This is a genomic window from uncultured Sphingobacterium sp. (assembly GCF_964277905.1).
GTDB classification, from domain to species: Bacteria; Bacteroidota; Bacteroidia; order Sphingobacteriales; family Sphingobacteriaceae; genus Sphingobacterium; species Sphingobacterium siyangense.
In genome coordinates this window covers 334,453-360,562 of sequence record NZ_CAXYKD010000048.1, presented here as the reverse complement: position 1 = coordinate 360,562, position 26,110 = coordinate 334,453, and the positions used below count along the sequence as shown (strand labels likewise).

Annotated in this window: 20 protein-coding genes and 1 pseudogene; 14 read left to right on the top strand and 7 right to left on the bottom strand. The window is 40.0% G+C overall.

The genetic code is table 11. From position 1 onward, the window contains the following. Positions 1-260 precede the first annotated feature (260 nt). Positions 261-2,039 (top strand): AMP-dependent synthetase/ligase, encoded by a 1,779-nt coding sequence (locus ACHWSC_RS23180; protein WP_394678327.1) that lies wholly within the window; start codon positions 261-263, stop codon positions 2,037-2,039. 53 nt (positions 2,040-2,092) lie between these two features. Beyond that, complete coding sequence (gene xpt, locus ACHWSC_RS23175) at positions 2,093-2,668, top strand: xanthine phosphoribosyltransferase (protein ID WP_075992052.1); 576 nt, start codon at positions 2,093-2,095, stop codon at positions 2,666-2,668. A 67-nt stretch (positions 2,669-2,735) separates the two neighbouring features. On the opposite strand, the gene ACHWSC_RS23170 is transcribed toward xpt, so the two are convergent. Then, positions 2,736-3,221, bottom strand: a complete 486-nt coding sequence (locus ACHWSC_RS23170) for a hypothetical protein (protein WP_286754453.1) — start codon at positions 3,219-3,221, stop codon at positions 2,736-2,738. 177 nt (positions 3,222-3,398) lie between these two features. Between ACHWSC_RS23170 and mnmE the strand changes: the two genes are divergently transcribed. The 11 genes and pseudogenes from mnmE (at position 3,399) to ACHWSC_RS23115 (ending at position 14,073) form a co-directional block, all read left to right on the top strand. After that, the gene (gene mnmE / locus ACHWSC_RS23165) at positions 3,399-4,778 is read left to right on the top strand and encodes a tRNA uridine-5-carboxymethylaminomethyl(34) synthesis GTPase MnmE (RefSeq protein WP_394678326.1); all 1,380 of its coding nucleotides are present in this window, start codon (positions 3,399-3,401) and stop codon (positions 4,776-4,778) included. 366 nt (positions 4,779-5,144) lie between these two features. Beyond that, positions 5,145-5,381: a helix-turn-helix domain-containing protein gene (locus tag ACHWSC_RS23160; protein WP_394678325.1), complete on the top strand. Its 237-nt coding sequence runs from the start codon at positions 5,145-5,147 to the stop codon at positions 5,379-5,381. An 8-nt stretch (positions 5,382-5,389) separates the two neighbouring features. Next, on the top strand, positions 5,390-6,505 hold the full coding sequence (locus tag ACHWSC_RS23155) for a tyrosine-type recombinase/integrase (protein ID WP_394678324.1): 1,116 nt from the start codon (positions 5,390-5,392) through the stop codon (positions 6,503-6,505). Next, positions 6,502-6,735, top strand: a complete 234-nt coding sequence (locus ACHWSC_RS23150; protein WP_394678323.1) for a transposase — start codon at positions 6,502-6,504, stop codon at positions 6,733-6,735. The genes ACHWSC_RS23155 and ACHWSC_RS23150 overlap by 4 nt, the downstream gene beginning before the upstream one ends. 10 nt (positions 6,736-6,745) lie before the next feature. Further along, positions 6,746-6,934 (top strand): annotated as a pseudogene (locus ACHWSC_RS23145) (IS3 family transposase); the annotation flags it as partial. A 92-nt stretch (positions 6,935-7,026) separates the two neighbouring features. Continuing rightward, positions 7,027-7,203 (top strand): hypothetical protein, encoded by a 177-nt coding sequence (locus ACHWSC_RS23140; protein ID WP_394678322.1) that lies wholly within the window; start codon positions 7,027-7,029, stop codon positions 7,201-7,203. Positions 7,204-7,696: 493 nt separating this feature from the next. After that, the gene (locus tag ACHWSC_RS23135) at positions 7,697-10,081 is read left to right on the top strand and encodes a carboxypeptidase regulatory-like domain-containing protein (protein ID WP_394678321.1); all 2,385 of its coding nucleotides are present in this window, start codon (positions 7,697-7,699) and stop codon (positions 10,079-10,081) included. Between the two features lie 1,134 nt (positions 10,082-11,215). Next, complete coding sequence (locus tag ACHWSC_RS23130) at positions 11,216-11,833, top strand: helix-turn-helix domain-containing protein (RefSeq protein WP_394678320.1); 618 nt, start codon at positions 11,216-11,218, stop codon at positions 11,831-11,833. A gap of 524 nt (positions 11,834-12,357) precedes the next feature. Beyond that, positions 12,358-12,768, top strand: coding sequence for a hypothetical protein (locus tag ACHWSC_RS23125; RefSeq protein ID WP_394678319.1), 411 nt, complete (start codon positions 12,358-12,360; stop codon positions 12,766-12,768). A gap of 150 nt (positions 12,769-12,918) precedes the next feature. Next, complete coding sequence (locus ACHWSC_RS23120) at positions 12,919-13,533, top strand: hypothetical protein (RefSeq protein ID WP_394678318.1); 615 nt, start codon at positions 12,919-12,921, stop codon at positions 13,531-13,533. Between the two features lie 9 nt (positions 13,534-13,542). Further along, on the top strand, positions 13,543-14,073 hold the full coding sequence (locus tag ACHWSC_RS23115) for a hypothetical protein (protein WP_153846938.1): 531 nt from the start codon (positions 13,543-13,545) through the stop codon (positions 14,071-14,073). Positions 14,074-14,200: 127 nt separating this feature from the next. Here ACHWSC_RS23115 and ACHWSC_RS23110 read toward each other — a convergent pair whose 3' ends face one another. Then, complete coding sequence (locus tag ACHWSC_RS23110; RefSeq protein WP_153846937.1) at positions 14,201-14,362, bottom strand: hypothetical protein; 162 nt, start codon at positions 14,360-14,362, stop codon at positions 14,201-14,203. Positions 14,363-14,394: 32 nt separating this feature from the next. On the opposite strand from ACHWSC_RS23110, the gene ACHWSC_RS23105 reads away from it, so the two are divergent. After that, a complete protein-coding gene (locus ACHWSC_RS23105; RefSeq protein WP_394678317.1) occupies positions 14,395-14,613 on the top strand; it encodes a transposase in 219 nt (72 codons plus the stop codon). Between the two features lie 307 nt (positions 14,614-14,920). On the opposite strand, the gene ACHWSC_RS23100 is transcribed toward ACHWSC_RS23105, so the two are convergent. Genes ACHWSC_RS23100 through ACHWSC_RS23080 form a run of 5 tightly spaced genes read right to left on the bottom strand, consistent with a single transcriptional unit; the run spans position 14,921 to position 26,029 of the window. Beyond that, positions 14,921-17,389 (bottom strand): glycoside hydrolase family 2 TIM barrel-domain containing protein, encoded by a 2,469-nt coding sequence (locus ACHWSC_RS23100; protein WP_394678316.1) that lies wholly within the window; start codon positions 17,387-17,389, stop codon positions 14,921-14,923. Next, complete coding sequence (locus tag ACHWSC_RS23095; RefSeq protein ID WP_394678315.1) at positions 17,370-18,308, bottom strand: hypothetical protein; 939 nt, start codon at positions 18,306-18,308, stop codon at positions 17,370-17,372. Before ACHWSC_RS23095 ends, ACHWSC_RS23100 begins: the two co-directional genes overlap by 20 nt. A 49-nt stretch (positions 18,309-18,357) precedes the next feature. Then, complete coding sequence (locus ACHWSC_RS23090) at positions 18,358-19,986, bottom strand: RagB/SusD family nutrient uptake outer membrane protein (RefSeq protein WP_286733551.1); 1,629 nt, start codon at positions 19,984-19,986, stop codon at positions 18,358-18,360. 12 nt (positions 19,987-19,998) lie between these two features. Beyond that, positions 19,999-23,136: a SusC/RagA family TonB-linked outer membrane protein gene (locus ACHWSC_RS23085; protein WP_394678314.1), complete on the bottom strand. Its 3,138-nt coding sequence runs from the start codon at positions 23,134-23,136 to the stop codon at positions 19,999-20,001. A 28-nt stretch (positions 23,137-23,164) separates the two neighbouring features. Continuing rightward, positions 23,165-26,029 carry a TIM-barrel domain-containing protein gene (locus ACHWSC_RS23080; RefSeq protein ID WP_394678313.1) on the bottom strand — a complete coding sequence of 955 codons (2,865 nt, stop codon included), beginning with the start codon at positions 26,027-26,029 and terminating at the stop codon, positions 23,165-23,167. Positions 26,030-26,110 lie beyond the last annotated feature (81 nt).

Genomic DNA, 26,110 nt, shown 5'->3' with positions numbered 1-26,110 from the left:
AGCTTTTTTTATAATTGGCGGGCATCAAGTCCATCTACTCAAGGAACTATGCTCAGATGGTCTCCAAGAAACACCCTACTTTTGAAAAGCACAAAAGCACTTTACCTATCACTCGCCTCCCCTTCATCCTTTTGAAACAAGCTAATTACAAAATCATTCCATATTCTTGAAACTATTATTTATGTTTGCAAACTTTTCCCTTAAAACAAAGTTCATACTGGAAGGGTGCTCCCCCGGAGCTTAAAAGAATACGATTTGAAATGGAAGAAAAACTTAGATTATTTGATCTTGCACGTCAACAGATGGGCAAATACCCCGATCTTGATATGTTTGCACACAAAGTGGACGGCAAGTGGAATTATATCAAAACAGCAGATTTTCTTGAACAAGTAGACAGCCTCTCCAAAGGGCTGATTGAACTTGGCGTGAAACCCAACGAAAAAGTTGGTCTCATTGCCGGCAGCAGTATGGAATGGCATTTGATTGACTTTGCAATCCAGCAAATTGGTGCAGTGGTGGTGGCCATCTATCCAAATATTACGGATACAGACTATCAATATATCTTTAATGATGCCGAAATCAGGGTTTGTATCGTCAGCAACAAAAGCCTGTACGATCGCCTGATGAATCTAACCGATTCAATCTATACATTGAAGTATATTTTTTGTATCGCAGATCAGGAAGGAACACGTAGCTGGAAAGAACTTAATGATATAGGCTCCAATTACTCCTTAGAAAAACTAGCAGCACTACGTGACCAGGTTAAACCTGAAGATCTCGCTACCCTGATTTACACTTCCGGTACAACGGGCAAACCAAAAGGCGTAATGTTGTCACACAATAATATCTTTTCCAATGTATTGGGCGCAGCAGAAATTACACCCTGTAAGGCCTACGACCGCGGATTGACCTTCCTACCACCTTGCCACGCCTACGAGCGTATGGTTTTATATACCTATATGTATCTTGGCTTTACGATCTATATCGCAGAATCTTTTGAAAAGATTGGTGATAATCTGAAGGAAGTAAAACCTCATATCATGACCGTTGTCCCACGTATTCTTGAAAAAGTCTATGAGAAAATTATGAAAACAGGTCATGATCTCAGTGGCTTCAAACGCAAAGTATTTGATTGGGCTGTTTCAGTTGCAGAAGAATATGATCCAAATCCTGAGAAAAGAAGTCTATCCTATAATCTCAAACTAAAGCTTGCCAAGAAACTTGTCCTTAACAAATGGTATGAAGCATTGGGTGGCGAATTACTTACCGTTGCTTCTGGATCAGCCTCTCTTCACAGCAAGTTAACACGTGCCTTCTTAGCTGCAGGAATTCCATTATATGAGGGTTACGGCATGACCGAAGCCTCCCCACTCATTTCGGTCAATCATTATATCAAAGGAATACGCATAGGTACTGTTGGCCTTCCTGTCCGTTTTGTTGAAATAAAACTTGCTGAAGACGGAGAAATATTAGTAAAAGGCCCTAATGTCATGATGGGATACTATAAGAACAAGGCCGAAACGGATAAAACCATCATTGATGGATGGCTGCATACCGGAGATATAGGAAAGTGGGAAGATGAAAAATTCTTGAAAATCATTGACCGAAAAAAAGAGATGTTCAAAATTTCGGGCGGGAAGTACGTCATACCACAACCTATCGAAACCAAGCTCGTTGAATCTAAATTTATTGAACAGGCAATGGTTATCGGTGACGGGATGAAGTTTGCTTCTGCCTTTATTGTACCAAACTATGCCCATTTGTTGGATTGGGCCAGAACAGATGCTCCTGAACTTGCAACCATGACAAAGGATGATTTTCTGACTGACCCTGCCATTGTAAAAAAAGTCAATCAGGAGGTACGTCGGGCGAACCAGCACTTTGGTAACTGGGAGCAGATTAAGAAACCAATTATTTTAACAGATGAATTTACTATTGAAAATGGAGAGTTAACACCAACCTTGAAAATGAAACGAAAGGTAATTCTCGAACATCATCAAGAAGAGTTCAATAACCTCTATCAAATGGAAATGGATTAAGGATTAACAAATCAAAATTTTTACATAGCGCGCTATATTTATACGAGTAAAACATGAAATTATTAAAGGATAGAATCCTTCATGACGGTAAAAGTCTTGCAGGAGGCATACTTAAAGTAGACAACTTTATCAATCACCAGATGGACCCCGTATTGATGAAATCTATTGCGGTGGAATTTGTCCGTCGTTTTGCAGACCTCCCGATCAATAAAATCATTACAATTGAAGCAAGCGGAATAGCCCCAGCGATCATGCTTGGCTACCTTTTGGAATTACCGGTTGTATTTGTAAAAAAAGCAAAACCGACCACCATGGCTGATATGTATGTAAGCCAGGTGCATTCATTTACCAAGAACCGAACCTATGACATCTGTGTCAGCAAAGAGTTTCTTACGCCGAGCGACAATGTTCTTTTTATAGACGATTTTTTGGCCAATGGGAATGCCGCTTTTGGTATGCTCGATCTCGTTAAACAATCGGGGGCTTCAGTATTGGGCATGGGATTTATTATCGAAAAATCCTTCCAGGAAGGTGGCAAAAGATTAAGAGAATTGCCCGATTTAAGAATTGAATCGTTAGCGCGGATAAAGTCGCTTGAAGTGAATAAAGTCAGTTTCGAAGAAGACTAGCAAGAAGAAAAGCCTCATCTTTCTAAAGATTGAGGCTTTTTTATTCAAACAACAAGATAAATTCTTTCTAATCCCAACGGTAGTCGTTGTAAAAATCTTCAGGATGTCTGCTAATTGCAACATCTTTTACAATCCGGATATTGGCTGCTCCCAAGTTGACATTTAACATAAATGAAGGTACATTTGCTGAAAAATTCCAACGGCCATTGCGCATATACACGTAACCTCCTCTGTAAGGATCGTAGAATGTTTTGTAATCTCTAAAGTATACATGGTGTCTACTATCGTAACGATGTGCACTTGCCCAGGCTGGTGCTCCATGACGGTATCCTTTTCGGTATGACTTAGCTACTTCTTTATGATACTTACGGTCTTCTTTTTCGCGTTTTTCTAAATATTTTCGATATTCCTTATCCCTTTTCTCTTCATATTTTCTACGCTCTTTGTCCTGTTTCCATTCACGTTCATTTCCACGATGTTGAGCCGAAGATTGCTGAGGAGCGATTAAAACCAGTCCTCCAATTGCCAACGCGAAGTATATCATCTTTCTCATAACAGTATAATTTAAATTTAAAAATCAATTCCACTCCGCCTATGTTCCATTCTTTTTTACAAGCGTTTCTATGGGTATGACTTCAATGTTTGAACAAAGGTTTAATCGATCAAGATGAATTTAATTTGTGCCGCAATATATAGAATCCATTACTTCAATTTAACGTATCTTTGTACCATGTCAAATACAGGATATATCACTGAAGATACCATTGTTGCATTAGCGACATCTTCCGGAACAAATGGCGCTATTGCTGTCATACGTGTTTCGGGCCAAAATGCCATAAAAATTACGAACGAAATATTTAGAGGAAAGAACCTACTTCAACAAGCGTCTCATACGATCCATTTTGGAACCATACGGGATGGCGAAGAGATCATTGACGAAGTATTGGTCTCCTTATTTGTAGCCCCGAACTCCTATACGAGGGAAAATTCGGTGGAAATATCAACGCATAACTCCAAATATATTATTGAGCGCGTTGTTAATCTACTCATCAAAAAAGGAGCACGTGCTGCTCGTCCAGGAGAATTTACCCTACGTGCATTTCTCAATGGCGGAATGGATTTATCCCAAGCAGAAGCAGTTGCCGATTTAATTGCATCCAATTCTGCCGCCTCACATCAAGTGGCGATGCAGCAAATGCGCGGCGGCTTTTCCAATCAGCTTAAATCCCTTCGTGAAGATCTCATTCACTTTGCTTCACTGATTGAATTAGAGCTTGATTTTTCGGAAGAAGATGTGGAATTTGCGAACAGGGATCAGCTAAAAAATCTAATCAATAAAATACAGGTTATTGTTCAAAAATTAGTGCAATCTTTTGAACAGGGTAACGTCCTAAAAAATGGTGTTCCTGTTGTCATTGCCGGGAAACCTAATGTAGGAAAATCAACCCTATTGAACGCTTTCTTAAACGAAGAACGTGCCATTGTTTCTGATATTGCAGGAACAACGCGCGATACCATTGAAGATGAGATTAATATTCATGGCGTCACATTCCGATTTATTGACACAGCAGGTATACGTGAGACGGCAGATGTTATTGAAGCAAAAGGTGTTGAGCGTACCCGTGAAAAGATGAAACAAGCGCGATTGATCATTTACCTATTTGACCCTACACAGGACAAAGTTGAAGAAGTACAAGCGCAATTACCAGAAATCGAGCGCCTACAAATTCCATTTGTCACCATTATCAATAAATCAGATTTGCTTTCTGAGGCGCAAAAAGAGGTTTACAATGTCCTTAATCCGCTTTACATTTCAGCAAAAGAACAAATCGGTGTCGAGGAACTGAAAGACGAATTGATCAATCGTGTACAATTAGGAAATTTAAATACCGACGATGTCATGGTCACCAACATACGTCACGTAGAAGCGCTACAAAAAACAGCAGATTCACTGGAACGCGTAATATATGGTATTGACAATCCTGTCACTTCTGATTTTCTAGCGATGGATATACGCCAAGCCTTATATCATCTTGGTGAAATAACGGGAAGTGTTTCTACAGACGATTTATTGGATAATATCTTTTCCAAGTTTTGTATCGGAAAGTAAATCGTAGTTAACGATAATAAAAAACAATAAACAACAACCATAATCCGCTTAAAATCAATATTTTAAGCGGATTTTTTGTTTTTTATTATTTAACTTTAAATTGTATAGTTTAGTAAAATCACGTACGTTATTTGTACGTTGAATACAAAAATACAAGAAAGTACAAAAAAAATCTTGTAGGGTGGAATCATGAAACACAAAGAAACATATGGTAACATATAGAAATACTTAGAAACATTTATAAACATGTCAAGCAACATTCATATAAAACGCTTATGCGATCATTGCAAAAATTCTTTTATAGCCAGAACTACTGTAACCAGATTCTGTAGCAAAATTTGTAACAGCCGCTTTTATAAAAAGCAGATGCGTGATAAGAAAATACTAAAGTCCTATGAAGAGACACAAGAAAAAATGGTATCCAGTTCGGTTTTATCGAATGAAGCTAATAAATCATTTTTTAATATAAGTGAAGCTTGTCAGTTAATGGGTATCAGTAGAACCACTCTCTGGAGATTAATTAAAAATGAACACATAAAAGTCACTAAAATTGGTTCACGAATAATTATCACAAAAGAAAATATTAATGCACTTTTTAAATAATAAATATCATGATAAAAGTTAAATTAAGAGAAACCTTACTAAAAAATGGACTTACGAGTCTGTATTTGGACTATTACCCTCCTATTGTAAATGCCAAAACTGGGAAACAAACAAGGAGAGAATTTTTAAAATTATATTATAATAAGAAAACAAAAGATCCTTTAGAAAAACAGAAGAATCAAATTATTAAGTTGGCTGCAGAAAAGATCCGATTGGATAGGGAGAATAAAATACTTATTGGTGCATTTGAAGAAGGATCATTTTTTGCTCAAAAGGAGAGCTTTTTGGAATTCTTTAAAAAAGAATGTAGAAATAGAGCGTCTTCGGAAGGAAACTATACCACCTGGATAAGCTCTTATAAGTTTTTTGAAAGATATACGAATGGCAACTGTATGTTTAAAGAAATTACCGAAAGCTTTTCAGAAGGCTTTAAACTATTCCTGGAAACTACCCATACATTAAACAGTGAAGCTAAAAAACTAAGCCCTAATTCTAAACACATGTATTTCAATAAGTACAAAGCAGCCGTCAAGGAAGCTTACAATAAAGGCTTATTGTCAAAAAATTATACGAGTAGAATTCAGTCACCAAAGGCTGAAAGTCCTTATAGAGAATTTTTGACAATTGAAGAAGTCAGTATACTAAAAAATGTATTTTGCGAAAATGAAATTGTAAAACGTGCAGCATTATTTTCTTTTACTACAGGATTCCGTATCGGTGATATATTAAAGATAACCTGGGAAGATTACTTTTTCGATAAGGAAAATGGACACTATCTTCGATTCAAAAGCCAAAAAAGCTCAGAATTTTTAATTCATCCAATATCTAATCAAGCAGTCCAACTCATGGGAGAATTAAAAGACAAAGAAGAACGAATATTTAAAGGATTGAAATATTCAGCTCACAATAATGCTATCTTAGATAGATGGATCCGTTTGGCTGGTATAAACAAACGGATCTCCTGGCATAATTTTCGCCATAGTTATGCTGTTGCAATTATCGAAAAATATGGTATATATGCAGGAAAAGAAATGCTACATCATAAACATGTAAAAACGACCGAAATATATGCTAAGATGAGATTAAACCATAAATATGAAATTGCTAATAGCATAAAAATATGAGTATAAATAACTGGAAAAGTCGTTACGGTGGTGTGGAAGTATCAGATGTCAAGCGCCTGAGGGAACCTGAAGAAGAAAATGCACGCTTAAAAAAGATGTTTGCCGAACTGAGTATGAACCATGATATCCTAAAAGAAGTCATCACCAAAAAAGTTGGGGCTCCGGCAACAAAATCAGTTAACCCAGGAGATTGTCTCAGATCACGGTTTGATTGCAACCGGAGCCTGTAAATTGACAGGTATGTGCCGTTCACAATATTACTATATTAGTAAGAAAGACAATAGCGCCATTATAGCAGCATTAGATCAGCAGTTTTCCCAACATCCTGTATATGGATTTCGAAAGCTATATGTCTACCTGCGCGAAAAAGATAAACCATGGAAACATAAAAAAGTATACAGAGTCTATAAGCTACTTGATATGAACAAGAAGCGGCGTGGCAACCGTCGGCTACCTGCCCGGGAGAAACAACCTTTGGAACAACAGATCAGCATTAATCAAAAATACATACCCGGGCGTGGATGGATGAATATAATAGCAACAGATCCCATGAAGGTCTTGGGAATCTCACACCAACGGAGTTATCAAAAAATATTAGACACAAACAACGAATAAATCAATTAGTAACGGAAATTAGAAAAGTCCAATCCCGGCTGCCCGAAAATTTGTATTCAAAAAAAAAGATAAAAACCTCTTAAATAACAATATAAATGCAGGAATGTCATTTTAAATGATTATCATGGATAAGCAAAAAAACTATTATTCATTTATAGGCATTCATCAGAAATCAGTAAAACCAAGTAATTCTCATTAAATTAGCCAAGGTTTTACTCAGCGCTTTATGGCTGATCTAGATCTGTCAGCCTAAGAACATAATCTATTCGCATTTTTCAAAGTAGAAAAGTCTTCACCGCCATCATTCTGAGAGCTATCTCATAGGTTAGTGAAAAGAGTCACTTCAATGCGCTTTTTTTATTATCATAATAATACCATTGAGTTCCTTCAATGGGAATAAATTGTAGATGCTAAAATTTATACTCTTAAAATGAGGAATTTCTCTCAGCCTCTAATATCATTTGGTTTTGGTTTTTATTAATTCGCTTTACAAAATTATCTATTTCATAGTTTCAACCTTTTCTTGCAAAGGGTACTCTATATTTCGTCTGTCATAGAGATAAACAAAATTAAATCATGAAGAAAATATCATCATTGCTATTTATAGCGTTATCAGGACAGGCCAAAATCTCCACAGCACAGCAGCAGGATTCAATTAAGTTAAATCAACAGCTAGTGACCGAAACTGTAAAGGGAACAATTATCGACCGAAATAATAAACTACCAATAGCTGGATCAACCGTTACACTTAGTTTTAATGGCAATTCTAGATCTGTAAGTTCAGACAAGAATGGTGTATTTAGATTTGGTAATATCCCGGTTGGTCGACATGAAATTAAAATCAAAATGGCAGGATATAAATTGGAAGAGATAACCGATGTACTTGTTACTAGCGGTAAAGAGAATATCGTAAATATTGAAATGGAGACACAATCAAATAAGTTAGATGAAGCGATTGTATATGTAAATAATAGTAAAAACCCACTAAATCAAATGGCAATGACAAGCGGACGTTCGTTTTCACCAGAAGAAACCAACCGCTATGCTGGAGCATTTCTTGATCCTGCAAGAATGGCACAAAGTTTTCCAGGTGCAGTTGCCGGAGGTGACGACAACGAAATTATTGTACGAGGAAATTCTCCAAAAAGTCTCCAGTGGAAGTTAGAAGGAATAGAAATTGTAAATCCGAACCATTTCGGCGAAGAAGGTGCCTCAGGCGGTGGAATTAGTATGTTAAATACAATGGCATTGGGAAAATCAGATTTTTATACCGGAGGACTACCTGCAGAATATAACAATGCTACTTCTGGCGTATTTGACCTCAAGTTTCGTAAAGGAAATACAGATAAACGAGAATACTCATTTAATCTGGGCGTACTAGGAGTTGGTGCGACTTTAGAAGGTCCTTTTAAAAAAGGAGCTTCGTCTTCCTATTTAATCAGTTACCGCTATTCTTCCCTTAGTTTACTTGATAAAGTCGGTGTAAAACTGACAGATGCAGGTGTACCTAAATATCAGGATCTATCTTTCAATTTTGTATTTCCGACCAAAAAAGTCGGAACTTTTTCACTTTTTGGAATCGGAGGTCTTGGTAAACTCAAGGATAAAGCCGAACATGATTATTCCAAATGGGAGGAACGGACAGATGCACAAGATATTGATGTAACTTATAATGCCGGGAGTGTAGGTTTAAAACATCACATAGCGGCAAATGACAAATTATATTTTACAAATATATTGTCTATGTCCCTAAGTCAGAATACAAATAGAAAGGATACATTAACCACTGATTATATTTCAAGCCTTTATAATAAAGATAAATACACCAATACGGCATATAGATATGCCGGAACTTTGAACTACATGCCCAATAGTAGAAATACGATTCGTGCTGGATTGAATGCAAGCCTTTTAAAATACGATCTGTATTCACTGAGCTATGACACCGAATTGTCGACTCTAAAAGAAAGAATAAATGAAAATGGCAATACAAGTACTTATGATGCTTTTGCCCAATGGCGCACTGTATTGTCGGATAAGCTAGTATTGAATACTGGGGTACACGCTAATTACTTTTTAAGGAGTAAAAGCTGGACTTTAGAGCCACGATTGGGCTTAAACTGGAAAGTAAAACCAAATCAAACCATATCATTTGGAACAGGGCTCTATAATCGTCTGGAGCCACTTTCTTATTATTTTGCGAAAAGCTCAACTGGAAACAACACAGATCCACTATCTCCTTCGAAATCTGCACAGGTTATCTTAGGTTACGAGAAAAATATCAATAGAACCCTTAGATTCAAAACTGAAATGTATTACCAGCATTTATATGATATCCCGGTATCTGCTGATCCAAATTATAATTTCTCATTGTTGAATGTATCTGATATTTCTGCAATTGGATCATCTTCTTATCAGAATCTTGTAAACAAAGGAACAGGAAGAAATTATGGAATAGAATTAACATTGGAAAAATCCCTGAACAAAGGATATTATTTTATGATTACATCATCTTTATTTGATTCAAAATTTAAAGCTTTGAATGGAAAAGAATTCAATACTGCATTTAATACCAGATATGTCGGCAACCTATTACTCGGAAAAGAGTGGAATGTTGGAAAACATAAAAATAATCTTTTTGGATTAAACGGTAAATTAATTTATGCTGGTGGTAGAAAATACTCCCCTATCCTCGAAGAAGAATCATTTAGACTGGACGAGGAAGTTATCGACCAAAATCGCATTAATACCTTAACAGCTGCCCCATATATACGTGTGGATTTTTCAACCAGCTATAGAATTAATAAGAAAAAAACAAGTCATCTGTTTATATTAGATATGCAAAATTTACTCAATAGAGAGAATACTGTTGGAATGCATTACAACCAAAGTAAAAGGATCATTGAAGCAAAAAAATGGTCTGGTATTATTCCAACTATCAATTATCGGATAGAGTTTTAATCAACAACTAACAACTGAGCAAAAGAGGTGGTACTTCAATATTCAGATCACTTCTTTTGCTTTTCAAAAGGTAAAATCATTAAGAGAAATACCAAGAGACTTTATTTTTTTAATGTTCAGTATGATAAAAGTAAAATTTTATGTAGAATATGACCTGTAAGTACCCCATTTTTCAACACAAGGAATTGGACTTTTCTAATAATAATTTATTATCTGTATCCATCTATAGAAATTTTCTAATTTTGATTATAGAAAAATTCCTCGAAAATGCTTCAATTAGAATTCCAATAAATAAAAGGAGCACCCAAAACAGCACCAAATTTGCGCAAAATATTCTCTAATACTAGCGCTGTAAAATGGATTTAAACAAAATAAAGGCAATATAATGAAGAAACGTGAAATTCGAATCTCGCCCCCTTCTCCAGAAAAATATGCTTTTAGACAACCAGATAATGGTTTCCTTGTCTCTGGTGGGAAAGTAGCACCAAAGCAGCACTAGATTTAAAATCCAGCAGAAAGCATTTCATGAATTAAAAGGAACAAGAACACAAAGATCTTTAGTGCAAAATGGATAGGAGTATAATTAATGAATACCAAATCCCAGAACATGAATGAAAATTCATAAATATTTATTTCAGTGGTGAAATCAGTTACATTCGCATCCCAAATAGCCACGAAACTCCATATTGCTTTTAATTATTATGGAATAGTTCAAGATTATGAACATTCGATGTGACAAATGCCATATTTTAAGAGAAATTTATTGATTAAATATCAAGACTTGAAAAATACAAAAAACACTACAAAATTGATATTTAACTGTATTTTTTTGAACATAAAGCTATAAATACCAACACGTAACACTTTTTGCATCGGCAAGTAAATAGATAAAATAAAACAAAGAAAAACAAACCAACAATCTAAAATTCAATCATTTACATTATTTTTAATTTTGTATGAATTTTAAGGTATTTGGTTTGTTTTGTTATAATTTGCCCCTTATTTACCCCTCCAACTATTAATATTTTATTTTTTGTAATCCGGGAGAGATTATGTCACTTGAGGTACTTAAATGTATCTAATTGTACTTTAATGTACCTTAAATGATGTTTGACCTTTCACAAATAAAATATTATGAGTTCAAACATCAAACTTAAAGGAATCTGCCATCACTGTGGGCAGGAATTCATTGCAAGAACTACAGTAAGAAAGTATTGTTGCCATAAATGTGCACAAAGAGCTTACAAAGCTAAAGTAAGGGAATTACAATTGCGAGGGAGTACAGCAGATCCAGATACCGCAATTAAACAACCAAAAGCTAAAGAAAATCCTGACTCCTATTTTGATATCAAGACCCTGGATTATTTAACAGTAAAAGAAGCAGCCACCTTACTAAAATGCGACCGTCGCACCGTTTACAGATTAATCAAATCAGGAAGACTGGCAGCAGGGAATTTATCTGTAAGAAGAATAAGGATTTTAAAAAAGGATATTGATGCTCTTTTCGTTATACAAAGAGAGCCAATCAAAAACAATGATATCTCAAATTCTGACCTTTCAAATATTCCATTGAAAGACTGCTTTAATATTGGGCAGATTCTTGAAGAATATAAGCTTTCTGAGACTTCCTTACGAAGCCTGATTCAGAGGCATAAAATTCCAAAATTTCAAAAAGGAAAATTCGTGTACATCCCTAAAAAATTAATAGAGCCAATCTTAATTAAGATCCTGCGAAACGAATATTGCGGATAGGTTATCCATCTTGATTGGCGTCACTAAGCCAAATAATGCCTCTCAGGACTCGTAGTACTTGATGCTATTTCTCATTGTTTAATTTTCCAATAAAAACAACATTATGTCAAAGGTTACATTAAGAAAGAAGGCCATTTCCCAAGGTAGGCAATCATTGTATCTAGAGATTTATCCCCCTATTTATAACCCAAATACTGGAATTATGCAGCGAAGCTTGGCTTATCATAAATGTTCCCGGTTTTAATCCAATTGAAGTTGGAGAAAGACTTCAGCGCTTAAAAGAATTTTCAGATGAGAAGGCTTACCATTTATGGGCTGACTTCTGGTGTAATAGATATGGAGATATGGACAGTTTTATATTCATATAAAGATATGTGTACTCCATCAAGATAAAATCTACAAATGATATATATTTAAACTATCGTAAATATATTTATCGCTTCCATTCCTTTTGTATAATAAATTTCGTAATTTAAGAGGTAATTTTAAAATAGCCATTTTTTATTAACTAATAACCCTAAATTATGAAATTCAAAATTTTGCAAATTTTTCTTTGCCTTATTCTATTAATTGGATGTAATCGCAATGATAGTGATCTGGCAGTACAAGAAAACGGAATCGTCGAGTCTTTTAAAGTCCAGAGTTCATCCAGAGTTGATAAGGAGATAAATTATACTCCTGATTGGTCAGCTAAACAGGAATATAATGGCGAAATTTATGTTCCATTAAAAGCTGATAAAGAAATATTTCCGATTATAGACGGCAACAAGCAATTGTCGATCAACAACGATATCTGGTTAAAGGCAACTTACAAAGAAGATAATTGGAAGTTTACCATTCTTAAAGTTTTACCAAACGATGACTCTGACAAATTTAAGTCGGGTATTGTCGTATATGAAGATTATAAAAATGGTACACTTTCATGGAGAATATAAAGATCGGCAGTTCGTCATAAAGCAAGGAAGAAAAGACGCTCCGCTAACAAAAAAGCTGATGGCTCAATAGACGAGCAGCCTCCATGTAAGACAGTGTATGTACAAATATGTGCTGGTGATGCTCCATATACATATTGTGAAACTAGGTTAATGGTTATCTGTCAAAACGATGACGATGGGCCAAATCCAAATAACCCTAATCCAAATAATCCCCCTTCAACACCACCACCATTTGGCGGAATTGGCGACCCAGCACCGGCAGTTAATCCGGAAGAGGTAGATAATTATTTATCAGATGAACAACAACAACAGTTATTGGCAAATAGGATTTGCTCAAAATCCTTTACTTTTACAGAAGTTGTTTCAGAAGGAGATAACCTTCCCGGCTGGAAAGAAGCTTCAATAAAAGGACTGACAGTCAGTACTATTTCGGACAGTTATTTTGAAAATATCTGGACTGTTGTAACCGGCCAATCAGCCATTGTTACATCAAACTTTAATCTTGAAATTGGTGTAAGTGGCAGTAGGCCATCAGCTCAAGCTGCAAATGTGGCCGCTGCTGCGGCAAATGATGCAATGCAGAACATACTGAAAAAATACTCCTATAGGGCAACAAAAAGGCAAATGCAGCTGGGAACATTCCCCGCGAAATTTTTGGCTGAATTTTTAAGCCAATTAAAAAAAACATATCCCGAAGCACGAGCTTCCTTAAATTTAAGTGGTAGAACAACACCGAAATTTCCTGTAACTGGCGTTTGTAATTAATTTTTAATAATGAATAGATTTGAAAAAATAATTGATGAGTATTTCGACTGGGATTTTTTTTGGATGCCCCAGTCATCGAAAACGGATAAGGTTGAGCAGAAAGGCAGGGATTTTCTGGCAAATTATCCTGATCTTTCCAAAAAAATTATCGTTGATTTGAAATCGAATTTTCCGGATATAAAATTTTCGATATTCAGCCCTTTTCCGGTGGAAGATAGATGCATATGTTTTGAGGTGAATTCCAGTGACCAGGGAATTTTTGTGATTTGCATCAGTGTTTTTGAGTACTTTTTAGTCTGGAAACTCTATGATGGCGATCCATATACAGCTGAAACCTATATTGAAAGCGGTGCATCAAAACTCATTGATAATATTTATCAGATCGCTATAAAACCAAATATAAATGCTGAATGGTTATCAAAAGATGAAGCATTTCTGGAAGTCAGGAAGCTCAATTATGCTGAAGGTCCATATAAGGAAGAGGAGGAAGACTTTGATACACCAATCTACTTAGCGAATCTCTTAACAAGGTTCCGGTAATCAAAATTATCGCCTGGATATTCTGGAAATATCCAGGCAATTTTTTATGATCATTCTTTTTTAACTTGAGATTTTGAGACTTGTATGATATTCATAACGTTTATATTTACTAAACGAGACATTGCCCCTATTCACTTCTCGGATCTGGTTTTAACGGCATTTTCCCACAACGGATCACTTCGATACTTGGGCAGCCATATTCAAGGATGACCTTGCCCTCGATCAGATAAAGACCAGCTCCACGTAAAGGGAACTTCGCCAATGGTAGACCTACCTGTTTTTCAGACAAATTAAAAATGTTAAATTAGTTTGTTATATATTATGAAAAAGAGCAAATTTTCAGAACATCAAATCTTCAATATTCTCAAGGAATATGAGTCAAGAAAGGCCACAAAGGATATCTGCAGAGAGCATGGGACCTCCGCTGCTACGTTCTACCAATGGAAGCAAAAATACGGAGGTATGGATGCTCAACACCTTAAAGAACTAAAAGTACTCCAAGAAGAAAATGCTCGTTTAAAACGGATAATACGCAATTAGGTTTTGAAACAGTTATTGCTTGCCATAACGCCTATCGACAAACTAAACATTTAAAATATTATTATCAAATTGGTGGAAATTTTGAAAAAGCTGAGGACACCAAAAATGAAACAATTGTTCAAGTTCGCGTTACTGAAATCGAAGGAGTTTATTCATTCTTTAGTTTCTATAATACATTCTATAGTTAGACAGTGTAATACTAAATATGGTTATATTTTTTACTAATACGAGCAAGATCTTACCATGGTAAGATCTTGCTCGTATTAGTAAAAAAACATACAAATCCAGCGCAAACCAGAGCCAATAACTAATTGGATTCAAGCTGAATAACCCCCAAAATTAGTCCTTCACTTTTTGCCCTTACCCGTATTTTACCTTTGTTTTTACTCGTGACAATCGCCAAGACTTTACCATGAAAAGCATTGCGTGAAGCTGATTGGAAGCTTGTCAGATCCGTTGTATTGCCATTGTCTGTCGCCACAATTTTTGCAGCGTCTCCTTCCACCTCAAATTCGATTTTATCGTCTGCATCAGGAACAATCGTACCAAACTCGTCCACGATATAGGCATGCACAAAGGAAAGTTCTTTGTTTGCCGAATTGAAAGTCACGTTTTCTGAAGACAATTGTATACGATGCGCTCTCCCTGCCGTACGAATCGTTTTACTTAGCAGTTTCTTGCCACCTTGAAACGATATTACTTCAATCTCCCCTGGTTCAAATTCAACGGCCTTAAATACAAGGTCGTACCGGCCGGGGTCTTTGGACTGCTCCCCTATCTTTTTACCGTTCAGATAAAGCTCCACCCGGTCAGCCTGATTAAAATACACGACGATATCTACCCGGTCACCTTGCTTCCAATTCCAATGAGGCAATACATGTAAGACCGGCTTTTCTGTCCATACGCTTTGATACAGATAGTAGACATCTTTCGGAAATCCAGCTAGATCCACAATACCAAAGTACGAACTTCGTGCCGGCCAGGTATACGGTGTGGGTTCGCCGAGATAATCAAATCCCGTCCATACATACATCCCAGCAATATGGTCATACCTTTCCATCAACCTCAAGCTTGTCTGATGATTTGAACCCCATGGTGTAAATACATTGTCGTAAGCCGATATGTTCCTGTCTTCATTCCCGCCAGAAAAAGGAATATCCCATCGTTCAGGCCACATGCGACTAGAATCATAAGGAACCAAATCATACGTTCCGCGGCTTTCCAACGCCGAAGTGCTTTCCGTTACGATAAACTTCTTTCCGGGATGGTCCTGTGGGAAGCTTGCCCATTTCTTATGGTTATAGTTGTAGCCAATCAGATCTACCGCCGAACTCATCAGCACCGGATTTGCTTTGGAGAGCTCATTATTGGCAATGGTGGTTGGACGTGTACCATCTAGACTATCGACGATTGCTGCCAGCGCGATCGGAATGGCTGTACCATCAGCTTTGGAATGCCATTGCTCCTGCGCTTCATTGCCCAGGCACCAGATAAACAGCGACGGATGATTCCGATCCCTTTTGACATGATCAACAAAGTCCCGCTTGTACCATTCGTCCCAATATAAATGATAGTCATAGGGATTTTTATGCCCTTTCCAGACATCGAAAGTTTCGCTCATCACGACAAAACCCAAGCTGTCGCAAAGGTCCAAAAACACTGGAGCCGCAGGGTTGTGTGAGGTGCGTATCCCATTGACCCCCATTGCTTTCATGATGCGGAGCTGACGTAATGCTGCCGACGTATTGAATGCCATGCCCAAAGCGCCGAGATCACTATGTAAACAGACACCCCGGATTTTAAGCTGCCTCCCATTCAGTATAAAGCCCCGTTGCTGATCGAAGCTAAAATTACGTAAGCCAAATTTCGTAAGCTGTTCATCTAAAACCCGACCATCAACAATAAGTTTAATTTTTGCAGTATATTGATAGGGATTTTCAATACCCCATAAGACGGGATTTTCGAGGACTATCTGCTGAGCGATGGAGTACAGACCTGCTTTGACAGCGCTCAACGTGGTACGTTCGCTTGCGACAACAGCACCTTGAGCCGAAAGAACCTCTGTCAGTAGCGTAATCTTTTTTGATTCCTCAAGGTTATGCTCAATTTCCAGGGAGAGATCCACGACAGCACGTTTCTCACTGAGCTGCCCAGCTCTTATGAAGGTACTGTTCGTTCCTATGCTGACTGGATTCCGGCTAATTAATTTGACATCCCGATAGATCCCCGACCCCGAATAGAAACGCGAGTTGGGCTGATTCTTATTGTTTACTTTTACTGAAAGCAGGTTGTCTCTACCATCCCAGTATAAATAAGGGGAAAGCTCATATTCAAATCCGATATAACCATTGGGTCTTTTTCCTAAAAAATGCCCATTGATCCAGACTTCACTGTTTTCGTATACACCTTCGAATGCAATAAATATCCGTTGCCCTTGCTCAGCCTGAGCCAGCTTAAACGTTTTTTGATACCATCCTACGCCACCATCGAGGTAAGCAGCCCCGCTACCTGCGGGGCTGTTTTCTCTAAATGGCATTTCGATACTCCAGTCATGGGGTAGATCGAGCTTTCGCCAGCCCTCTCCTTTTCGTCCATGGCTATATTGCTGGCTGCTATCCAGTTTAAACCACCAGCCCCCATTAAAATCAATAACCTTTCTGGACTGTCCACTTAAGGAACCCGCGGTCGCCAATAACAGGAAGAGCAGGATCATCATTCGGCTATATCCTGTGTGAAATAGTCGCTTCAACATAGGCTTATTTAGTCTTACTGCCATCCGCCGAGGAATCTTCGGTCAAACTCTCCTTGTAGGCCTTGCTGATAAAATTAAAGGTCAGCATAGCTGCTCCGTCGTTCGAAAGCACGGGATCCCGCAATACCGCCAGTTGCATCGTATTCTCGGTCAGTGACATAATACGGACATCGCCCCAGTCGACAACGATCCCATCTTGTGGCTTTCCATGTAAAGGCGAAGCCCCAGTCATACGGATGGTTTTCTTTTCGGTATCGATATTAAAAGTCCCCTTCTGAACTTTCCCCAGCATAGCATGATTCACATTGATATTTGCACCGCCTTTCAGATCAAAAGTCATACTTCCATAATCGCCGGCAGGCATAAGCCAGCTATTGCCTTTCCAATCGGGTTCCCAGCTCCAGCTATCGCTGTTTAAAGGCGCGGCTGTTCTATTGATGCTTCCCCACCAGTCACCGGTGCCGTAAAAATACATTGGACCTTTAAAGTAGCGGGAAATGCCCTCAGCATCCAGATCGAGGTACCAGGTTTTCTCTTCCCCTGCCCCGCCCGTCAATAAGGTCCAGGTCTCGTCACTGATAAACTCGGCATACATCTGATCGATTTTAAATGTCACAGGCTCGCCGTAGACGATGCCACCACGCGTCTCGACACCAAATTTAACGGTGTACTCACCAGGAAAAGGCATTTTCAGAGTTACCTTTTTCTCCTGACTCCGTCCTTGTGGATGTTCCCACAATGGGGTGTATTTTGAATCCATCAAGCTGGTTAAATACACAATATTGGGATTGCTGGCATCATGTTCAACAGTAAAGGCCTTTCCCTTCTCCAACTGCGCCGAAGTGACATCGATGTCTCCCAGTGTATAATTCTCGGGAGAACAAGCTCCAAAGAGTACCATCGCCGCAAAAAAGCAGATGGCATATGTGAATATCTTTTTCATGTTTGTCTAGTTATAATTCAACCAATAGTAAGTCCTAGTATACCTGTGTTTAGTTCCATCCAGCATTTTGTTTCAGTACACCATTGGATAAGGTAATCTGCTTGTTAGGTATTTGCATAAATCCTTTCGTTGTCAAAAAACGCTCTTTAGTCACAGTGACCTTCTCCGGTACAGATCCACTGAGCACATCTTCGGTTGTTTCCAGTGTAGCGGCGGCGTTATTCAGCCCCTGCCGCAATACATCCCAATAGCGGATACCTTCAAACGCAAATTCAAATTTTCTTTCCTTCAGAATATTGTTTTTTGAAACTGCTAGCGACACAAAATTGGTCTTATACGCTCTTTTCCTTACCTCGTCAAAGTATTTCTGTGCGTTTGCGGAACCGAGTTCTGCCGCCATAAGCAAGACATCAGCATAGCGGATGACAAAGTAATCCTGGTCTTGGGACAGTTGCATATCCTTATCCCCTCCAGTATTGGTGGTGCCATCCGGCAATGCCGTGGGGGCGTATTTTTTTATGGTGTAACCTGTATACTCACGCTGGTCTTTCAGGTCGAATCCCGTGATATTCTCGCCATCGATATCAATAATTGAGGCAGTTTTGCGTGTATCCATGTTGTCAAACTCATTGAAGAACTTTTTGCTTACCGTACATGCCCCCCATCCTTGGCCATAAGGCGACCAATTTTTACCACGCAAGCCCAGAAAGACGACCCAGCGGTTGCCATCAACATAACCGTTGTAGTTCGATGTATTGTTGAATTTCTGTGCAAATACAACCTCAGCATTTCCCTTACCGGCATATTTGGAAATATCTAGCGTATTATTGCTTGCATTGGGGATATAACTCGCTGCCGGCCACAGATTTTTGAAATCTGCCACCAGCGCAAACTGGCCACTGCTGATAACTTCTTCGAGTCCCGCCAGGGCTTCGGCCTTGGAGACACCGATATCTTCGCCGCCATAATAGCCTGCATAAAATAGATAAACACGGGCCAGTAGCGCTTTAGCAGCAAATGGAGTTGCCCGACCATCATTGGTTGCCGCAGCTGACTTGGGGTAAGCTGTTGCTGGGATATTGGCAGCCGCAAATTTAAGGTCTGAAACAATCAGTTGATAAATCGCTTTGGGGTCCGACTGTGGAATATTCTCATTGGTCGGGCTCGTTAGCAAAGGGATGTTTTCGAATAGACGGACGAGATCAAAGTACATGGTGGCCCGCAGGAATTTCGTTTCCCCTTCGATACGTGCCCGCGCTGTTGTGTTGCCTGAAAAATCAGTACCGTCCAATTTTCCCAATAGCGTATTGCAGCGAAAAATTCCCGCGTAGTAATCAGACCAGGTACCATCAAAGATATTATTGTCCGATTGGGACTGCGCAATATCAAAACGGTCTATTGCCTGAAATGAGCGACCGTCTGTTGTACCTGTTCCGCCAAAACAATTGTCGGCGGCCACCTCTGCTGTCAGATAGAAAGACTGGCTCCCATTGGAGGTCGTCCGTTGATAACCATCATAACAGCCGACCAGAGCCATGTCAGCATCGGCTACGGTTTTATAAAAATTGCTTTCCAAAACGCTTGTCATCGGTTCGACATCCAAAAAACTGGATGAACATGATCCTAAGATTAAGGATCCAAATAACATGGAATGATAGATATAGCTCGTTTTTTTCATGATTTCTTGTGTTTAGAATTTAACATTTAGGCCAAATAATACAGTCCTTGGTCTTGGATAGTAACCGAGGTCGATACCCGATACCCAACCATCTGTTCCATAACCGATCTCGGGATCCATCCCATCATATTTGGTGAACGTAAACAGGTTTTGACCTTGTACGTAGAAGCGGATCTGATTAGCATACTTCCATTTGATCAGCTTCGACAGATCATAACCTAAGGTCACATTGCTGATCCGAAGAAAGTCTCCATCCTGAATATAAAGGTCTGAAAACTGCCAATTGACATTAGTTTCCGTAACACGGGGGATCGTACTGGAAGTACCTTCCCCGGTCCATCGGTCTAATATTCGTGTGGTATAGTTTGCTTGTTTATTGGCATGATTGCGGTAAGACTGTACAATCTTGTTTCCAAGGGAACCGTAAGCACTCACCGAGAAATCAAATCCTTTATAATCCAGTCCAATATTAAATCCATAGGTAAAATTAGGCATGCCCACGCCCAAATTTGTCTTATCCGAGGCATTGATAATACCATCGTTATTCTGATCTACATATTTCACATCGCCCGGTTTTACATCCGCTTGAAGGATACCTTTTCCAGCTGTTTTCCAGGCGTCGATCTCGGCTTGGTTCTGGAATAGACCGTCTGTTTTATACCCCCAGAAGTAGCCAATGGGCAGGCCGTTTGCGGCACGGTAAAATTCTTCCGAATTATCGTATAACATGGCTGTCTGTCCGTGGATAATACCATCTTCAGTTGGTATCTGTCCCACCTTATTTTTGTTATAGGCACCATTTACCCCAAGGCGATATTTGACTTCATTGATCTTATCCGCCCAATTTAGTCCCAGTTCCACCCCTGTATTCTTCACGTCGCCGCCATTGATAAAAGGGGGCAACGTTCCGGTTGTCGCCAAAACAGGCGCTGTAACCAGCCAGTTTTTCGTTTTTTTGACATAAAAGTCGGCAACAACATCCAGACGGCTGTTCGCAAATTTGGCATCAAATCCGATATTGGTCTGTTCGGAAGTTTCCCAGGTCAGATTCGGATTGGATAAGCGGCTCGGATAAGCCCCGGCGATATTATTGTTGCTCGTTCCAAAGACATAATGTGCGCCGGGGTTGGACGATGTAATGCCTGTTGAGGTACTAATTGGTGCCGCATATTGAAAATCAGCGATATCCTGATTACCCACTTGCCCCCATGAAGCACGAAGTTTAAAGAAGTTTACAGCCGCTAAATGTTCTTTAAAAAACTCTTCCGAAGAAATTACCCAGCCTGCCGATACCGAAGGGAAATATCCCCAGCGGTTGCTGCGCGAAAATTTAGAGGATCCATCTGCACGCAATGTAGCATTCAACAGGTACTTTTCTTTATAATTGTAGCCTAGCCGTCCAAAGTACGAGACCCTACGGGTGATGTTCTCAGGTTTTCCAGACACCGTACGCGTTTCGACGACGTTTCCTTTTTCATCCAGGTGTGCCTGGCCTGTAGTATTGTCCAGGTAAGCATGTGCAAAATCATTGAACTGCGAAAGCAGATTCCAGTTGGACCCCGAAAGGTAAGTTCCTTGGTAACGTAGCGATTCCATACCGACCATCGCCGAAAAGCGATGATCCGTATTGATATCAAAGTCATAAGAAGCTGTATTTGTCCAGGTCAGCGTATGACCTTTGCTCATGTTCTGCGAGGTTGTTGTATGATCTTGGTTGTAGGTGTAGATGGAGAAGCGGTATAAGGGCGTAAAACTTCTGTATTCTGAAGCATAATAGTTGAATCCCAGCAATGACCGCACCTTTAGGCCTTTGATCGGTTCGATTTCCGCAAAGATATCGGCCAATAATTTTTGGCCATCATTGGCGTTGTTCGAATTGGTCATCATCACCCCGTATGGATTGCTGTCCCCATTGTACCAAGGTGAATTGGAAGTATCATTGAAAGGACTTCCGTACAAGCCGTTGTCTGAATACACCGGTGACAAGGGCGAAGTGGCAAACGCACCGCGCAGCGTATTGCTGTACTGATTGCCTACACTGATGCCTCGATTTTTGATGTAGTTAAAGTTGAGGTGCTGACCTATTTTCACCAAGTTATCAAAGAGTTTATGTTCCGAATTCGTCCGGAAACCATAACGCTGATAGTTGGAAACGTCTTTACCACCGACAATCCCCTCCTGACCAATATAATTCATCGATAAGGCGTAGGTGGATTTTTCATTGCCGCCGGTCAGGGCAACATTGTAATTGTCCATTTTTGCATTATCCTTGAACATATAATCCATCCAATTGGTATTGGCCAGACCGTCCATGCCGTTAAAATCAATCAGCGCGGCCCCCGAATTCAGCGATTGCTCATTCATGATCAGCTTGTACTGATCTGCATCCAGCAATTTTGCTTTACGCGAAACATTCTGAATGCCCGTATAGCCATCAAACGACAGCACATTTTTTCCCGCAGCGCCCATTTTAGTGGTGACCAGGATAACCCCATTGGCAGCTTGCGAACCATAGATAGCGGCCGAAGCTGCGTCTTTCAGTACGTCGATAGATTGGATATCGGCCGCATTCAAGACCGAAATATCCCCTCCCGGAACGCCGTCGATAACGTACAAGGGACCCGAATTACCGATTGTTCCCAGCCCGCGGACGACGACCTTCATATCTGCTCCCGGCTGACCGGAAGTTGATGTAATGGATACACCCGGTGCTTGCCCCTGAAGCGACTGCAGCGGGTTCAATTGATTGCGTTTCTGCAGTTCTTCACCCTCCACCTTCAAATTGGCTCCTGTATTCAGTTTTTTCTTTTGTACACCGTAACCAATGACTACCACCTCTTCGAGATCGGAAGCTTGCGGCTGTAGGCGGATCACCATATTGGGACCAGTAATTTTAACTTCCTCCGTTTTGTACCCTACGTAAGTAATGGTCAATACAGTCCCTGTGCTGGCTGCAAGAGAAAACTTGCCCGATTCATCGCTGCTCGTTGAAATCTTCTGATTCTTTACGCTGATACTCGCGCCCCCGATCGGCAATCCTGAATCAGCCGAAACAACCGATCCGGTGAAGGATTGTGCCCAGACCAAAGAGGTCACGCTGGTCATGACAACGACGGCCATGCCCCTGCTCAACAATTGTTTGCTTATCATATGTCTTGATTTATAAATTGGTTTTTTATTATTTTAATTTGACCTGCAAAGCTTTGCCTGTATAGGTTACCACAGTAGATTTTGCTGATGAAACATCCAGTCCGACGGCATTCCTGTCGCTGACAAAAATGATATTGAACTTTCTTTTGGTCAGCATGCCGTCGAAATCTCCCTGACGGCTGGCCAAAGACAGTATCTGTGCAGAATTATCGTAGCTGAAATCAATGCGGCTATATTTCCCTTTTTCATAATTATAATTGCTCCCTTCGTCTTCATAGAGTGAAAACTGACCGTCTGCTCCGGCATAGATATAAATATCCAGCACATCCGGCTTTTTCTCGGCCGTATACTGCATGACAGGTCCAATGGGCACTATTGCTCCGGCTCTGACATAAACAGGGATACGTTCGTATGGTGCTGCAACAACCAGCTCCTGCCCGCCTACTACCATCTTGCCACTGTATAGATCATACCAGCTGGCTCCTTTTGGAAAATGTATCTTGCGTGAGGTCGCTCCTTTTTCAGTGACTGGACTGATGAGCAAGGATGGTCCCCAAAGATATTGGTCGTTGCTGTCGAATCCATCTTTGTCCTGCGGGAAATCCATGGGAAGTCCACGTATCATCGAATAGTCTTCAAAAAAAGTCTTCGCGGCAAGACTATAATTATAGGCCAGTAATTTATACCGTAGATTGATCGCATAGGTCATGCTTTTATAGGCCGGATGATCCACAGGAGCGATATTATACGGCTCACGGTAGGGATATTGTCCATGCGCCCTGAACAAAGGCAAGAATGCCCCGTATTGGTACCAGCGGCTATTTAGCTCGCGCCACTCCTCCAAGTCCGCCGCATTAGGTTTGTGAAACCTGTTTTCAACCAAAAAGCCACCCGCATCCATGGTCCAATAGGGTGTACCAGACATCGAGAAATTGATGCCCCCGGCAATCTGATCTTTCATGTCATGCCATCTGGAAGCAATATCGCCGCTCCAGGCCGCCGCCGCATAGCGCTGCTGCCCTGCAAAAAAAGATCGCGTCAGAATAAATACCCGTTTGTTAGGATCTGTTTCACGCTGGCCCTCATAGATACCCTTGGCATTTTGCAAAGGGAACGCATTATAATAGCGAACAGATGACCCTATACTCGGCTGAAAAACCGATTTACGCTCATCCAGATCAATATTGGAGTGAATATCTGGTTCGCTGGCATCCATCCACCAGGCATCGATCCCAATTTTGAACAGGTTGTTGTTCAACAATTTCCAGAACCCATCGCGTGCCGCTTTGTTGAAAGGATCATAAAATGTCGAGGTATAGCCCTTTCCGATCCAGTCTTTTCTGCCATCATAAATATTTCGTGGATAGATCCATTTGTTGGCTTTAAATTCTTGGTATACGGAAGACTCTTCATTGATTTTGGGCCAGGCCGAAATCATGATCTTAAAGTGCTGATCATGCAGCTTCTTCACCATGGCCTGAGGATCTGGGAAACGCTTTACATCAAATTTCTGGCTCCCCCAGTCATTTTCAGCCCAGTAAGACCAATCCTGCACAATATTGTCGATTGGAATCTTACGTTTGCGAAATTCAGCTGCGACCGCTTCAATTTCCGCTTGCGTCTTGTAGCGTTCTCTGCTCTGCCAAAATCCGAAGCTCCAAAGCGGCATAATCGGTGCCTTGCCGGACAAGTGGCGATAACCTGCAATGACCTCATCCATTGATGCGCCCTGAACAAAGTAATAGTCAATGGCATCGCCAGCTTCCGAATTAAAGGAAAATATGTTTTTACGCCCTTCTGGGATAGGACTCTGCCAGTTTAAGGTAAAATAAGACTCCCCTCCATCTGGTATCCATTCCATGCGGATCTGGTGGGTCTTATCTTTCTGGAGGTCTCTCTCAATCTCAAAGGTACCTGCATTCCAGGATTGCCGCCAGCGGTCAGCGACCTGCTCCCCGTCAATCCAGACTTTCATATAACCCGAATATTTAAAATGCAGCACATGTTTGCCTGTGTAGGGCGAAGAGAAACTTCCGGCATAGATGACTTTGCTTTCGGCCAGATTTACGCCCTTTGGAAACTTGTGCTGATCTGTTAGGTAGCCATAGTCAATGATCGATTCCGGCCGGGATAGATAAACCTCTTCGCCCTTGTTCCGATTTACATAGGTTGCTGTGAGCCACCCCGGTTCACCTTCTTTTGACTGTAGCTTAAAAGCATTTAAGGGTAATAATGGCCTCACGTCGCCCGCTTTTGTAATGGAGTAATTGTGCCATAAAATACCATAGTTATTGGTAGACAGTAAAAAGGGTATTCCGATTTCTGTATTATATTGCAGCAGCGAAACCTGGTTTCCGCGGTTATAATTCATCACCGCATTCTGATGTTGGCCGAGCCCATAGATCCCTTCTTCCGCATTGACAATAAAGTCTTGGTTAATGTGGTAAAATGCATCACCTTGATAACTATTGGTTAAGAAAGAACTTGAATTCCGCTTTGCTTCTTTAAGGATGGATTGCCCCTTAAGGTCAAAAAATTCCACTTTACCATTCATCAAAGAAACCACTGCCTGCATATTGGCCGTTTGTACATTTACCGTCGAGTCGGTCGAGCTTACCGCGAGTGATTTTACTTGCCGGCGCAGTGAATCGACGATCACTAAGCTCGTTTGTCCCGGTAAGACTGCACCCGCTGGAACAGCTGTGACACGCACAATCTTGTCGGTTACGACATCCAAATAAATATCCTGATCAATGGAGGTTTCCGAATTTTTGAAGCTGACCTTAATACCGGAAGGCATTTTTTCATAATGAGCTTTATTGGCTTGGCTAAATCCCTGCTGCACGATTGCGAAGAGCATCAAACCACTTAAAGCGTACGTTAAGTTGCGCATTTAAATAAGATTTATTGGTTATTATATTCCCTTGGTTATTACGCGTCCTTTCCTATTGAAAGAACAGATCAAATATAGAAT

Coding starts and splice junctions, on each gene's coding strand:
- ACHWSC_RS23080 (WP_394678313.1), bottom strand. CDS start 26,029: ATGCGCAACTTAACGTACGCTTTAAGTGGTTTGATGCTCTTCGCAATC.
- ACHWSC_RS23140 (WP_394678322.1), top strand. CDS start 7,027: ATGGATGAATATAATAGCAACAGATCCCATGAAGGTCTTGGGAATCTC.
- ACHWSC_RS23100 (WP_394678316.1), bottom strand. CDS start 17,389: ATGGCAGTAAGACTAAATAAGCCTATGTTGAAGCGACTATTTCACACA.
- ACHWSC_RS23120 (WP_394678318.1), top strand. CDS start 12,919: ATGGTTATCTGTCAAAACGATGACGATGGGCCAAATCCAAATAACCCT.
- ACHWSC_RS23095 (WP_394678315.1), bottom strand. CDS start 18,308: ATGAAAAAGATATTCACATATGCCATCTGCTTTTTTGCGGCGATGGTA.
- ACHWSC_RS23125 (WP_394678319.1), top strand. CDS start 12,358: ATGAAATTCAAAATTTTGCAAATTTTTCTTTGCCTTATTCTATTAATT.
- ACHWSC_RS23105 (WP_394678317.1), top strand. CDS start 14,395: ATGAAAAAGAGCAAATTTTCAGAACATCAAATCTTCAATATTCTCAAG.
- ACHWSC_RS23085 (WP_394678314.1), bottom strand. CDS start 23,136: ATGATAAGCAAACAATTGTTGAGCAGGGGCATGGCCGTCGTTGTCATG.
- ACHWSC_RS23150 (WP_394678323.1), top strand. CDS start 6,502: ATGAGTATAAATAACTGGAAAAGTCGTTACGGTGGTGTGGAAGTATCA.
- xpt (WP_075992052.1), top strand. CDS start 2,093: ATGAAATTATTAAAGGATAGAATCCTTCATGACGGTAAAAGTCTTGCA.
- ACHWSC_RS23160 (WP_394678325.1), top strand. CDS start 5,145: ATGCGTGATAAGAAAATACTAAAGTCCTATGAAGAGACACAAGAAAAA.
- ACHWSC_RS23135 (WP_394678321.1), top strand. CDS start 7,697: ATGAAGAAAATATCATCATTGCTATTTATAGCGTTATCAGGACAGGCC.
- ACHWSC_RS23090 (WP_286733551.1), bottom strand. CDS start 19,986: ATGAAAAAAACGAGCTATATCTATCATTCCATGTTATTTGGATCCTTA.
- mnmE (WP_394678326.1), top strand. CDS start 3,399: ATGTCAAATACAGGATATATCACTGAAGATACCATTGTTGCATTAGCG.
- ACHWSC_RS23130 (WP_394678320.1), top strand. CDS start 11,216: ATGAGTTCAAACATCAAACTTAAAGGAATCTGCCATCACTGTGGGCAG.
- ACHWSC_RS23170 (WP_286754453.1), bottom strand. CDS start 3,221: ATGAGAAAGATGATATACTTCGCGTTGGCAATTGGAGGACTGGTTTTA.
- ACHWSC_RS23155 (WP_394678324.1), top strand. CDS start 5,390: ATGATAAAAGTTAAATTAAGAGAAACCTTACTAAAAAATGGACTTACG.
- ACHWSC_RS23115 (WP_153846938.1), top strand. CDS start 13,543: ATGAATAGATTTGAAAAAATAATTGATGAGTATTTCGACTGGGATTTT.
- ACHWSC_RS23180 (WP_394678327.1), top strand. CDS start 261: ATGGAAGAAAAACTTAGATTATTTGATCTTGCACGTCAACAGATGGGC.